Raw genomic sequence first — 12,962 nt, forward strand, 5'->3', positions numbered from 1 at the left:
TTCGGGTCAGCTCCTGACCCCCGACCGCGCGGCGTGGGGTGCTGGGTATTACACCTCCACGCGACGGCGGGTGGCGACGACGCCGATGCCCGTCAGAGTGATGAGCAGAGCCACGATGCCGAGCGTTCCGAGCATGCCGCTCGCGCCAGTGAGGGCAAGAGTCGGCAGGTCCGTCAACACGGGCGGCGCCTCCTCGTCGCACGCCTCCTCGTTGGCCGGCAACACCTGAACAACGACGGTCAGCTCGCTGAAGTCATCGCTGATATCGACCAACGAGACGGTCGGCTCCGAGCCCGGCCCAGTGAATACCGGCGGCTCCGACTCGTTGAACACCGATTCTTCATCAGCAATGAAGAAGAACGTCACCTGTCCGGGAACGGAAGTGTCGGTGCTCTGCAGGCTGGCGTTCGCGCTGTCGGCCACGTTGACCTCGACAGTCTGGGGCAGGTCACACGTCGGTGCCGTGTAGGTAAAGGCAACGCTCGCGGTTCCCAGCGTCGGGAAGTCGAAGTCACACTCTTCACCCGTCAACGCGGGGTCGAGCTCACCATCCAAGGTCAGCGTGAAGCCGTTTTCGTCAACGCCCTCGCCCGCGGGGAAGATGTAGCCGAGCTCGGCAGTGAAGACAACCTCGTAGGAGAGTCCGTTGACAGTCACGTCGGTGCTGAACACGCCGACGGTCTCGAACGATGTCGGGTCTGCGAGGCTCTGTGCCGAGTCACAAGTGGGATCGATGAAGGCGAGCGCCGCCGACGCCGGCAGCGGCTCTACCTCTTCCTCACACTCTTCACCCGTCAACGCGGGGTCGAGCTCACCATCCAAGGTCAGCGTCAAGCCGGTCTCGTCAACGCCCTCGCCCGCAGGGAAGATGTAGCCAGGCTCGGCAGTGAAGACAACCTCGTAGGAGAGTCCGTTGACAGTCACGTCGGTGCTGAACACGCCGACGGTCTCAAACGATGTCGGGGCCGCGAGGCTCTGCGGCGAGTCACAAGTGGGATCGATGAAGGCGAGCGCCGCCGAAGCCGGAAGCGGCTGCACCTCTTCTTCACAAAGTTCCGCGTCGGCGGGGAGAATCTCTACGACGACAGTCATCACGGTGTTCTCGGGGCTGTTCAAGCTCCACGTAAACGACGGCGCCCCGTCTGCCGGACTGAAAGTCGGGGCATCAGCCGCGTCTTCACCGAAGACCGATCCCGCCTCGGAGGTGATCGTGAAGGTAACCGTGTTCCCGAAAACGTCGGGCTCGGAAGCCGTCGCATTGATGAGCAAGCTGTCGTCAATACTGACCGTCTGCGCGGTGTCACATTCTGCCGGAGTCCAGGTGAAGCCCGCGCTCGCCAGCGGCTCGGTGGTCAGGTTGCAGTCGATGTCGAGGAAGGTGACGAGGTCGTCATGTTTCCAGTCGTAAAGGGCCGGGCCGATCCTGTCGTCAGGGTACTTGAGGGTGCTGGGCCACGTGAAGTCACCGAAGTGGCTCACCTTGTCTTGCTGCAAACCGTAGCCGCCGACGCACACGTCATCGGGAATCGAGGCGCTCGGGAAGTCGGCGGGACCGAACCAATCGGATCCGGTCTTCGACTTTACGAAGCTCTGCACATCCGAGTTCTCCCAGGCTGCCGGGAGTTCCGGGTTGAGCTTCTTGTAGATGTACATGCCAACTTCGAAGATCGGGTCCGGACAGACAACCTCATCCACCCCAGGCACGTAAGGCTGCTCGATCACCTTCGTTGCCGTCCAGAAGAACCAGTCAGCATTACCCTGACCGGGGTTGTCACGTTGGAACGGAACGCCGACAGGGTCATCCCTATGCGCGCCACTGTCCTTGTTAGTGGTGTTGGCCTGCCAATGCGCGCTACTCGGAGGGACGATCGTGGGCGCCTCCGTAATGGGACCGCCAACCCAGGAATACCTCTGGTACTCCATACGAGAACGTTCGGGAATCTCGGGCACTGCGTCTTGCGGCACGCACTCTTCGACAGTGACCGCAGGGTTGACGCTAGAGGACGGGACCGTAGCGAGGGCCGCACCGGCACCGCCGACGCTCATACCGAGCGCAAGGACGGTTGCTGTGGCGGCCGCGAGGATGCGTCTGCGCAACATGATGGATCAGCTCCTGGGGGTTGGGAGCACAGCGCACCACAAGGGCGCGCGGCATTCGGGTATGGGTTGGTGCGGCGCGGTCGGGGAACCGCGTTCTCGCAGTGGGTGCTGCGATTCGGGTAGCGCGTGTCTCGACCTTCGGCAAACGTCGGGTGAGCCGAATTCGGGACGCGCTCACTCTAGCGACGCTGAGAATCGCGCGACAACGTAGACTGTCTAGTCTAGCCCCGCATTGGGGCGTGTGGAGGATTCCCCGACTTTACGAGTGGGTCCCCGTCAGTGCACCCACTCCAACAGGTCAAGCCCGAACGTGCGCATCGCATCCAATACCCGCAGTCGGGACGCGAGGTCGCGATCCTCGAACTGCACGGACAGAGCGTACGTCAGTCCCCCTCGCGGCCCGCGCAACACGCCCGCCTCCGAGCGAACACCGTCATCCGAGCCAGTCTTGTTGAGCATCCACGTGTTGTGTTCGACGCCGCGGTGCGCGAGCGGATCGTGCCCGAAGGCGCTCGCCACCATCGAGAGGTCGGTGTTCAGCGAGAGCCAGTTGAGCACGCGGTCGCTCGTCTGCCGGTCGACGATCTGCCCGTGCATCAGGGCGTGGAACAGCCACGCCAATTCGGCGGCTGAGCCCACCGACAGCTGCGGCGCGTGATCGGGGCCGCGGGTGTCGCGCACCACGTCGAGCAGGGCCGTGCGCACGAGTCCGAGCTGTTCGGTGCGGGAGCGAACCGCGTCCAGGCCGATCTGCCGCAAGAGCACGTTCGTCGCGAGGTTGTCGCTCGTAGCTCCGACGAGGGCAGCCAGGTCGGCGATCGGCATCGCGGGCGCCTGGAGGTGCTGCCAGATGCCGCTGTCCGCGGCCGCATCCTGCGGCGCGCGGTCAATGATCGCGAAATCGGACAGGCGCCGCTCGCTGAGTCGCGCGCTCACCTCGACGAGCAACAGAATCTTTCCCACGGATGCTGTCGGCAGCACAATGCGCTCGTCGACCGCGAACAGTGGTCGCCCCGTGTCCAGCTCGAGAACAGCGACCGACACCCGCGCGCCCTCATAGGCGAGGGCGCCCAGGGCGCGGAATGACGGTCGGAAAGACGGGTCGCGGTGCTCGGCGACATGGCGCGCCGACGTCGGGGAGGCGCGGCGCGCATCCCGTCGTCGTGTCAGCGGCGCGTCATCTACCAAATGGTGACTCGCTCCTCGGGCGCGAGCCACAGCTCGTCATCGGACGTGACGGCGAAGGCGTCATAGAAGGCGTCGATGTTGCGCACGATCTGGTTGCAGCGGAACTCGTTCGGCGAGTGCGGGTCGATCGACAGCAGGCGCAACGCCTCCTCGGGGCGGATCGCGAGCTGCCAGGCCTGCGCCCACGACAGGAAGAAGCGCTGCGCGCCGGTGAGGCCGTCGATGACGGGGGGCTCCTCGCCGCTCAGCGACAGCAGATACGCCTTCCACGCGATGCCGAGGCCGCCGAGGTCGCCGATGTTCTCGCCGATCGTGAGCGCGCCATTGACGTGGTGACCCGGCGTCTCGGTCGGCTCGAGCGCGTCGTACTGCGCGATGAGGGAGCCGGTGCGCTCCTCGAACGCGGCCCGGTCCTCGGCCGTCCACCAGTCGCGCAGGGCGCCGTCACCGTCGTAGCGCGACCCCTGGTCGTCGAAGCCGTGCCCGATTTCGTGCCCGATGACCGCGCCGATCGCACCGTAGTTGGCCGCTGCATCCCGATTCGGGTCGAAGAAGGGAAATTGCAGGATCGCCGCGGGGAACACGATCTCGTTGAACCCCGGGTTGTAGTAGGCGTTGACCGTCTGCGGGGTCATGAACCATTCGTCACGGTCGATCGGCGCGCCGATCTTCGCGAGCTCGCGCTGGAACTCAAACTCGCCGGCGGCCCGCACGTTCGCCAGCAGATCGGTGGGGTCGACGGTGAGCGCCGAGTAGTCGCGCCAGCGGGCCGGAAATCCGATCTTCGGGGTGAACGTCGCAAGCTTGTCGAGGGCGCGCTCGCGGGTCGCGGGGGTCATCCACTCGAGGGTCTCGATTGACTGGCGGTAGGCGGCGATGAGCATCGCGATGAGCTCGTCCATCTGCTCTTTCGCCTCCGGCGGGTAGTGCCGGTCGACGTAGACCTTGCCGACCGCCTCGCCCATGGCGGCCTCGACAAACGAGACGCCGCGCTTCCAGCGGGCGCGCAACTCGGGAGCGCCGGTCAGTGTTCGGCCGTAGAAGTCGAAGTTTTGCCGCACGAACGCGCCAGAGAGGTAGGGGGCCATCGAGCGGATGGTGTGCCAGCGCAGCCAATCACGCCAGTCGTCCAGCGGGGTGTCGTGCAGCACGGCGACGAGGCCCTCGGTGACGTCGGGCTGGCGCAGCACAACCTCGGCGAGCGCCCGCTCGGGGATCCCGTAGCCGTCACGCCACAGCGTGAGATCGACGTCGCCGGCGAGGGAACACCAGTCGTCCCAGCCGCGCAGGTTGTAGGTGGCCTGCGCATCGCGGTTCTTCACGGTCGACCAGTGGTGGCTGGCCAGTGCGGTCTCGAGCGCGATGATTCGCTCCGCGCGATCGCCCGCGTTGTCGAGTCCGGCAAGGGCGAGCATGGCCTCGACGTGAGCGCGATACGCCACGCGCGTGTCCGCGTGGGCATCGTCACGGTAGTACGACTCGTCCGGCATGCCGAGTCCGCCCTGTTCGACGAAGACGAGATAGCGCTCGGGGTTTCCGGGGTCGTTGTCGACGAACAGCTGGAACGGGCCACTGACGCCCTCACGCTGCAGCCGTCCGATCGTGGTGATCAGTGCATCCCGATCGGCGATGGCGTCGATCTGCGCGAGCAGCGGCGCGAGGGGCTCGGCGCCGAGGGCCTCGATGCGCTCCTCGTCCATGAAGGAGGCGTAGAGATCGCCGACCTTGCGTTCCTCCGTGCCGGGCTCGGCGCTCTGCGCCTCTTCGATGATGCTGCGAACGGCCTTCTCCGCCTCCTCGGCGAGCACCATGAACGACCCGTAGCGCGCCTTGTCGGCCGGGATTTCCGTGCGGCCGAGCCAGCGACCGTTGACGTGCCGATACAGATCGTCTTGCGGGCGGATGCTCGGGTCGAGTTCGTCACGAAGGATGCCGCTTGCGAGGTCTGCAGTCACGAACACCGAGCCTAACTTCTGGTGCCCTGCCGGAGCTAGGAATCCCCGTAGCGTTGGTGCGTGCGCGCACTGCCCCGACCCTCGCCGCTCGACCGTGACATTCTGCGGCTCGCGGTTCCGTCGCTCGGTGCGCTCATCGCCGAGCCAGTGTTCGTGCTCACCGACACGGCGATGGTCGGGCACCTGGGTGCCGAATCGCTCGCGGGTCTTGCCGTCGCCAGCACCGTGTTGCAGACCGTGATCGGGCTGCTCATTTTTCTGGCGTACGCCACCACCCCGATCGTCGCGCGACGGCTCGGGGCGGGAGACCGCCGCGGCGCGCTGTCGGCCGGCATCGACGGCGTGTGGTTGGCACTCGCGCTCGGCCTCGTGCTGCTGGCCGCGATGCTGCCAGCCTCACCGTTGATCGTCGAGCTCTTCGGCGTCGAGCCGACGGTCGCGGCTGCCGCGCTCGATTACCTGGAGATCGCGTGGTGGGGGATCCCCGGCATGCTGCTCGTGCTCGCCGCCACGGGCGTGCTGCGAGGGCTGCAGGATGCCCGAACGCCGTTGGTGGTCGCGGCCGCTGGCTTCGCCGCCAACATCGCCCTCAACGCCGTCCTCATCTACGGTGTCAGCCTCGGCATCGCGGGATCGGCGCTCGGCACGGTCATCGCGCAGTGGGGCATGGCCGCGGTTCTCGTCGTGATCGTCGTGCGCACGGCGGCCGCGAACGGCGCTGGGCTGCGACCCGGCATGACGGGGATTCGCGCGGCCGCGCGAGCCGGCTCGTGGCTGTTCGTGCGCACGGTCAGCCTGCGCGTCGCGCTCGTGGCGACGGTCGTGGTGGCCGCAGGCCTCGGCACGGAGGAGCTCGCCGCCACGCAGATCTGGTTCGCGCTGTACAGCCTGCTCGCCCTCGCGCTCGACGCCCTGGCGATCGCCGGTCAAGCGCTGATTGGTCACGGCTTGGGCGCGAGCGATGTGCCGCGGGTGCACGCCATCACGCGCCGACTGGTGGGCTGGGGCGTCGCGGTCGGAGCCGCCCTCATGGTTCCCCTCCTTGCCGCCACGCCCCTGCTGGCGCTGGCCATGACCGGCGACCCCGCCGTGCGCGCGCTGGTTCCGCTCGCCGTCGTGACGCTCGCGGTCGGCCTGCCCCTGGCCGGACTGGTCTTCGTGCTCGACGGGGTGCTCATCGGGGCGGGTGACGGGCGCTACCTGGCCGTGACGGGCATCCTGAACCTGCTCGCCTATCTGGCGGTTCTGGGACTCGCCATCGGAATGCTCGGTGCGGGTCTCGCCGGCCTGTTTCTGTCGTTCATGATCGGCTACCTCGCGGCGCGCGCGGCCACCCTCGGCTGGCGTGCGCGGGGCGAGCGCTGGATTGTGACCGGCTCCGGCTAGCGGCGCGGAGCGGGGCCGGTTGTGTCGCCCACGCGCAGGATGCTCGTGAATACCCGGTCGCCCAGCGCGCCCTCCTCGGCGAGGGCGCCCAGGACCAGGCGAGCGGCCGCGCGGCCCTTCTCGGCGATGGGCTGAACGACGGTGGTGAGCGTTCGGGTCGTCAGGCCGTCGACGCGCGCGCCGTCAAAGCCGACGACGCTGAGGTCATCGGGAACCTGCCTACCGCGCTCCTCCGCCGCCTGGATCGCGCCGAGGGCAAGCAGGTCGCTCTGCGCCATGATGGCCGTGATCTCGGGGTGCGCATCGAGCAGAGAAGCGGCTGCGAGCATCCCCTCGTCGATCAGCGAGCCGGAGGCGACGATCGCCGGTGCGTCGGGGAAGACGGCGCGAGCACCCGCCAGCCGCTCGAGGCCGGTGTAGGCGTCAGAGGAGACCAAGCGATCGCTCGTCAACGGCCCCCGCGTGCGCGCGCGGTCGAGCGGGAGCGTGATGATGCCCACCCGCTCATGCCCCAACTCGCTGAGCAGGCGTGCGCTCTGCTCGACCATCTCGCGGTCGTTGCTATTGACCAAGCGCATGCCGTCGCGCGGCGTCGTTTCGACGCCGACCAGCGGCACGTGCCGCTGGCCGAGCACCGCGACGGCGGGATCGAGGTCGGTCGAGCAGCCGAACAGAATCGCCGCGTCCATCGGAGCGTCGCGCAGTCCCCCCGCCTCGCGGTCGGGGCTGTCGGTGAGCAGCAGCATGCTGTACCCCGCTGCGCCGATCTCGTCGGCGATGCCGTCGAGCATGGCGATCGCCATGGGGTCGGTGAAGCCGTCGCGGATGCGCTCCTCCATCACGACGGCGATGATGCCGCTGCGCCCGGTGCGCAGGCTGCGGGCACGCGGGTCGGGGCCGCCGTAGTCGAGCTCACGCGCGGCGGCGAGAACGCGCTCACGCGTGTCGTCAGAGACGGGCCCTGCGCCAGAGAACGCGAGCGACGCTGTCGACGGGCTTACCCCGGCGCGCCTAGCGACATCGGCGAGGGTCGTGCGACCGGCCGCCGCCGGGGGCGTCGCCTCGCCGTTTGCCGGGCCTGTCATGGATTGGTAGCGTAGCCGAATGAGCACATCGAATCGATTCGATACGCGGCCGAGCCTGGCCGCGTGGCGCCTCGCCGTCTTCGCCGTCTTCGCCATCAACGGCGCGACGATGGCCACCTGGGTGGCGCGCACGCCCGCGATTCGCGATGCGCTCGACGTGAACCTGGAACAGTTCGGCATGCTGATCTTTGGGCTCGCTGCCGGGTCGATCATCGGCCTGCTCGGGTCGAGTCACCTGATCGCGCGTATCGGAACGCGTTCGGCGATTCTCGGCGGCATCCTCACGACCCTCGTCATGATCGCCGTCGTCGGCGTCGGGTCGGCGCAGTTCGGCTCGTACGTCACGGTGCTCATCGCGATGGCCATCTACGGCGCCGCCATGGGCATCACCGACGTCGCCATGAACGTCGAGGGCGCCGGTGTCGAGCAGGCGCAGGGCTCAGCGATCATGCCGTGGTTCCACGCCGCGTGGAGCGGAGGCACGATCGTGGGCGCCGGCATCGCCGCGGGCGTCGCGGTGCTCGGCATCGGACTCGACGTTCACACGGTCGGCATCGCGCTCCTCCTGGGAGTCGGGATCCTCGTCACCATCCGCGCGATACCCCGCCACCGCATTCTGCCGGGCCTGGACGACGACGGCCCTGGGCCCGAGCGGTCGACCTTCGGCGAGCGCATGGCCATCTGGAAAGAGCCGCGCACACTGATCATTGGGCTCGTCGTGCTCGGCATGGCCTTTGCGGAGGGAACCGCCAACGACTGGCTCGCGCTCGCCATGGTCGACGACCGCGGCGTCGACGAGGCGACCGGCGCCTTCTACTTCGGGGTCTTCGCCGTGGCGATGACCACGGGCCGCATCGTCGGTGTTCCCCTCCTGAACCGCTTCGGCCGGGTGCCGGTGCTGCTCGGCTCGGCCATCTTCGCGATCATCGGGCTCAGCGTGCTGATCCTCGTCGACCAGCCGGTCATCGCTGGCGTCGCCATCTTCGTGTGGGGCCTCGGCGCATCGCTGGGCTTCCCGGTTGGCATGTCGGCGGCGGCGGACGATCCCGACAAGGCGGCTGCTCGCGTTGCCGCCGTCGCGACGGTCGGCTACTTCGCCTTCCTCGTCGGCCCGCCCCTCATCGGGTTCCTGGGTGAACGCGTCGGCCTCATCAACGCACTGTGGGTCGTGCTCGCGCTCGTGACACTGACGGCCGTGTCCTCGCCGGCAACGCGCGAGCGCGGCGTCAACACCCGCACCCCGCAGGGGGCACCCGCGGCGTAGGCTCCGGGCATGACCTCGCCTGCCGACCTCAACCTCACGGGGCGAACCGCGCTTGTCACCGGCTGCGGGTCGCCCACCGGAATCGGATTTGCGACCGCGCGGATGCTCGCCGAACGCGGAGCGCGCATCCTCATGACGGCGACGACCGACCGCATCAACGACCGCGTGCGCGAGCTCGCCGAGCGTGGACACGATGCCCACGGCTTCGTTGCGCGCCTCGAGACCGAGGCGGGGGTCGAGCGACTGGCCTCCGCGATCGCCGAGCGCGGCGCCCTGCCGGACGTGCTCGTGAACAACGCCGGCATGGTGGCGTTTGGCGAAGAGATGCCCCGTGGCGACCTCGACATGACCCTCGCCGAGTGGCGCAGCGCCGTCGACGTGAATCTCACGAGTGTCTTCCTCGTCACCCGAGCCATGATCGGCGGGATGCGCACTGCCGGCTGGGGACGCATCGTCACGGTGGCGTCGACCACCGGTGCCGTGCAGGCGGCGCGCGACGACCTCGGGTACGGCACCGCGAAGGCCGGCGTGCTCGGCTTCACTCGCGGGCTCGCCATCGACGAGGCCCGCCGGGGCATCACCGTCAACGCGGTGGCGCCCGGCTGGATCGCGACCGGTTCGCAGCTCGAGCAGGAGGCGGTCGAGGGCGACCTCTCGCCCGTGGGGCGCAGCGGTCGCCCCGACGAAGTCGCCAGCGCGATCGCCTGGCTGTGCTCCCCCGGGGCGAGCTACGTCACCGGCCAGCTGATCGTGGTGGACGGCGGCAACAGCGTCGCCGAGGAGCGGCGACCGGGTCTCTGGGGGTGAGCGAGCGCGCCTAGTCTTGTCGGGTGCGTCTCGTTATTGCCCGCTGCTCCGTCGACTATGCCGGCCGCCTGCAGGCGCACCTTCCGATGGCGACGCGGTTGCTCATCCACAAGAACGACGGGTCCCTGCTCGTGCACTCCGACGGCGGCAGCTACAAGCCGCTGAACTGGATGAGCCCGCCGTGCACGCTGACCGTGCATGAACCCGACGATGACCAGAAGGATGCGGGGGTCGCCGAAATCTGGCGCGTCACGCACGCGAAGACCGCCGACATGCTGGTCGTATCCATCTACGAGATGCTGCACGACACGGCACACGAACTCGGCGTCGACCCCGGCCTGCAGAAGGACGGGGTCGAGGCCCACCTGCAGAAGCTGCTCGCCGAGCAGATCGAGCTCGCCGGTGACGGGTACACGCTCGTCAGGCGGGAATACATGACCGCGATCGGACCGGTCGACATCTTGGCCCGGGATGCGGCGGGCCAATCGGTGGCCATCGAGATCAAGCGCCGCGGCGGCATCGACGGGGTCGAGCAGCTGACGCGCTACCTCGAGCTGATGAACCGCGACCCGTTGCTCGCCCCCGTCGCCGGAGTGTTCGCCGCGCAAGAGATCACCCCGCAGGCGCGCACCCTCGCCGAAGACCGCGGCATTCGGTGCCTGCTTCTCGACTACGACGCGATGCGCGGCATCGACGACGGCGTGCCCCGACTGTTCTGAGGCGGGGCACCTAGGCTCAGGAGCGTGAGCCTGCCCTACACGACGATCCTGCTCGACCTCGACGGAACCGTCGCCGACTCCGCCCCCGGCATCATCGACACCCTCAAGCGCACGTTCGCGACGCTTGAGTTGCCCGTTCCGAGCGACGCCGAGCTGCTGCGCTATGTCGGGCCGCCGATCCTCGACTCGTTTCGCGATCGTGCGGGCATGACCCTCGCCGAGCGGGAGCGCGCACTCGAGGTGTACCGCGAGCAGTATCTCGATCAGGGTGCATACGACGCCGAACTCTTTCCGGGCATGGGTCTGTTTGTCGCCGACATCGACGCGTCGGGCCTGCCGCTCAGCCTCGCGACCTCCAAGCCCGAGGTTCCCGCCACGCTGATGCTCGAACACTTCACGATCGCGCACCACTTCGACGTCATCACGGGAGCATCCGCCGACGAGGTGCGCAGCGCCAAGGCCGACGTGATCGCCGAAGCACTTGTGCGCCTCGACGCGATCGGAGCCGACCTCAGCCGGCCGATCATGATTGGTGACCGCGTCTACGACATCGAGGGTGCGCGCGTCCACGGCATCCCCGCGATCGGGGTCAGCTGGGGGTACGCCGTCGACGGCGAATTCGACAATGCCATCGCGGTCGTCGACACCGTCGACGAGCTGCGCGGCCTCATCGGACTCCCGGCAGAGAGCGAGCGCCGCGAGTAGGCTGACAGCCACCGTTCACCGCTGAACCCGGGCCCCGCTCGGCCCTCGAGGAGCCCCGTTGTCCGACCCCGCACTCGACGACGATCTCGGTGCGCTGCGCGCTGGCGCTGCCCGCTGGGTCGCCATGCCGCTCGGCGAGAAGCGTGCGCTGCTGCGCGGCGTACGCGCGGCGACCCTCGCGGTCGCGTCCGACTGGGTCGCCGCGGCCTGCGCCATCAAAGACGTTGACCCGCGGTCACCGGCGGCGGGGGAAGAGTGGTCGAGCGGCCCGTACGCGCTGATCACGATGACGAGCGCGCTCGAGAAGACGCTGAAGCTTCTCGAGAAGGGTCGCTCCCCCCTCGACGAGGTGGAGGTGACGGGCGCCCCGGGCGGGCGCATCGCGGTAAAAGCCTTCCCGTACCTGCCGAAAGATGTCGTGCTGACCGGCTACGAGGCGCACGTCTGGCTGCGCCCCGGTCTCGACCTCGACGCCGTTCGCGCCGGGGTTGCCCGCGCGCTACGCGACCCGGAGCGCGAACCCCGCGTGACCGCGGTGCTTGGGGCGGGCAACGTGACCGGAATCGCCGCGCTTGACGTGCTCAGCGCGTTGTTCGCCGAGGCCAGCGCGGTGATCGTGAAGCTCAACCCGCTGAAGAGTCGCCTTGCCGACGCGCTCTCGTCAGCGTTCGCTCCGCTCATCGACCTCGACCTCGTGCGCATCACGACAGGCGACGCCGACCTCGGGCAGGCCCTCGTGCACCACGCCCTCGTCGATGCGGTACACATCACCGGAAGCCGTGCCACGCACGATGCGATCGTATTCGGGAGCGATGACGACGCTGAGCGTCGGCGACAGGCCGACGAGCGCCTGATGACCAAGCCGATCACGAGCGAGCTCGGCGGCGTCGGCCCCGCGATCGTCATTCCCGACGACGACTGGACCGACGACGAGTGCGACGCGGTCGCGCGCGACCTGGCCACCCAGCGTCTGCACAACTCTGGCTTCAACTGCGTTGCCACCCAGATCGTCATCATTCCCGCTCACTGGTCGCGGGCTGACGACTTCGTCGACGCCCTGCGCGACTCCCTGCGCGATGCTCCCGCGCGGCGCGCCTACTACCCGGGCGCGTCAGGCCGTCAGCTCGAGGCAATCACGGCGCATCCGGATGCCAGCGTGCTGGGCGGCGACCCGGAAGCACCGCGCACCCTCGTCGACCACCTGGATTCCGCCAACGCCGATGAGCACCTGTTCACGACGGAGGCCTTCGGTCCGGTCATCGGCATCGTCCGCCTGCCGGCACCCCCCGACCCGGGAAGCTATCTCGACGCGGCGGTCACCTTCTGCAACGACCGCCTCGCGGGAACGCTCGGCGCCGGCATCATCGCGCACCCGCGCACCATCGATCAGCTCGGCGATCGCTTCGAGTGGGCGGTCGCGCAGCTGCGCTACGGCACGATCGGCGTCAACAGCTGGGTCGGCCCCATTTTCGGGATGCCCGCGGCGACCTGGGGGGCATACCCCGGCCACACGGTCCACGAGATCGGCAGCGGAATCGGGGTTGTTCATAACGCTCTCCTGCTCGACCCCGACCACGTCGAACGCACGGTGGGGCGGGGGCCGTGGCAGGCGTGGCCGACGCCTCTGTGGTTCGTCGACAATCGCACCGCGCACGTCACCGCGCGCCGGTTGACGCGGTTTGCCGGAATCGACTCCTGGGCGATCGCCGCGCCGCTCGGCGCCGCCGCGGTCGACAGCTACCGAAAGGGCTGA

10 protein-coding genes are annotated in these 12,962 nt (G+C 68.5%); 6 read left to right on the top strand and 4 right to left on the bottom strand.

The window, feature by feature from the left end; genetic code table 11:
• Window positions 1–48: 48 nt before the first annotated feature.
• The 3 genes from ACK4SC_RS10000 to ACK4SC_RS10010 all read right to left on the bottom strand — a co-directional run bounded on the left by ACK4SC_RS10000 (window position 49) and on the right by ACK4SC_RS10010 (window position 5,243).
• Complete coding sequence (locus tag ACK4SC_RS10000; protein ID WP_409617560.1) at window positions 49–1,950, bottom strand: hypothetical protein; 1,902 nt, start codon at window positions 1,948–1,950, stop codon at window positions 49–51.
• Between the two features lie 426 nt (window positions 1,951–2,376).
• The gene (locus tag ACK4SC_RS10005) at window positions 2,377–3,288 is read right to left on the bottom strand and encodes a serine hydrolase (RefSeq protein WP_409617562.1); all 912 of its coding nucleotides are present in this window, start codon (window positions 3,286–3,288) and stop codon (window positions 2,377–2,379) included.
• A complete protein-coding gene (locus ACK4SC_RS10010) occupies window positions 3,282–5,243 on the bottom strand; it encodes a M13 family metallopeptidase (RefSeq protein ID WP_409617564.1) in 1,962 nt (653 codons plus the stop codon). Before ACK4SC_RS10010 ends, ACK4SC_RS10005 begins: the two co-directional genes overlap by 7 nt.
• 60 nt (window positions 5,244–5,303) lie before the next feature.
• On the opposite strand from ACK4SC_RS10010, the gene ACK4SC_RS10015 reads away from it, so the two are divergent.
• Window positions 5,304–6,629, top strand: a complete 1,326-nt coding sequence (locus ACK4SC_RS10015) for an MATE family efflux transporter (RefSeq protein WP_409617565.1) — start codon at window positions 5,304–5,306, stop codon at window positions 6,627–6,629.
• On the opposite strand, the gene ACK4SC_RS10020 is transcribed toward ACK4SC_RS10015, so the two are convergent.
• A complete protein-coding gene (locus ACK4SC_RS10020) occupies window positions 6,626–7,714 on the bottom strand; it encodes a LacI family DNA-binding transcriptional regulator (protein WP_409617567.1) in 1,089 nt (362 codons plus the stop codon). The genes ACK4SC_RS10015 and ACK4SC_RS10020 overlap by 4 nt on opposite strands.
• A gap of 19 nt (window positions 7,715–7,733) precedes the next feature.
• Between ACK4SC_RS10020 and ACK4SC_RS10025 the strand changes: the two genes are divergently transcribed.
• Genes ACK4SC_RS10025 through ACK4SC_RS10045 form a run of 5 tightly spaced genes read left to right on the top strand, consistent with a single transcriptional unit; the run spans window position 7,734 to window position 12,962 of the window.
• The gene (locus ACK4SC_RS10025; protein ID WP_409617569.1) at window positions 7,734–8,978 is read left to right on the top strand and encodes an MFS transporter; all 1,245 of its coding nucleotides are present in this window, start codon (window positions 7,734–7,736) and stop codon (window positions 8,976–8,978) included.
• A 9-nt stretch (window positions 8,979–8,987) separates the two neighbouring features.
• Window positions 8,988–9,785 carry an SDR family NAD(P)-dependent oxidoreductase gene (locus tag ACK4SC_RS10030; protein ID WP_409617571.1) on the top strand — a complete coding sequence of 266 codons (798 nt, stop codon included), beginning with the start codon at window positions 8,988–8,990 and terminating at the stop codon, window positions 9,783–9,785.
• 23 nt (window positions 9,786–9,808) lie between these two features.
• Window positions 9,809–10,504, top strand: a complete 696-nt coding sequence (gene nucS, locus ACK4SC_RS10035; RefSeq protein ID WP_409617573.1) for an endonuclease NucS — start codon at window positions 9,809–9,811, stop codon at window positions 10,502–10,504.
• Window positions 10,505–10,528: 24 nt separating this feature from the next.
• Window positions 10,529–11,209 carry an HAD hydrolase-like protein gene (locus ACK4SC_RS10040; RefSeq protein WP_409617575.1) on the top strand — a complete coding sequence of 227 codons (681 nt, stop codon included), beginning with the start codon at window positions 10,529–10,531 and terminating at the stop codon, window positions 11,207–11,209.
• 58 nt (window positions 11,210–11,267) lie between these two features.
• Complete coding sequence (locus ACK4SC_RS10045) at window positions 11,268–12,962, top strand: aldehyde dehydrogenase family protein (RefSeq protein ID WP_409617576.1); 1,695 nt, start codon at window positions 11,268–11,270, stop codon at window positions 12,960–12,962.

The sequence above is a fragment of the Microcella sp. genome, from assembly GCF_046293215.1.
Classification (GTDB): domain Bacteria; phylum Actinomycetota; class Actinomycetes; order Actinomycetales; family Microbacteriaceae; genus Microcella.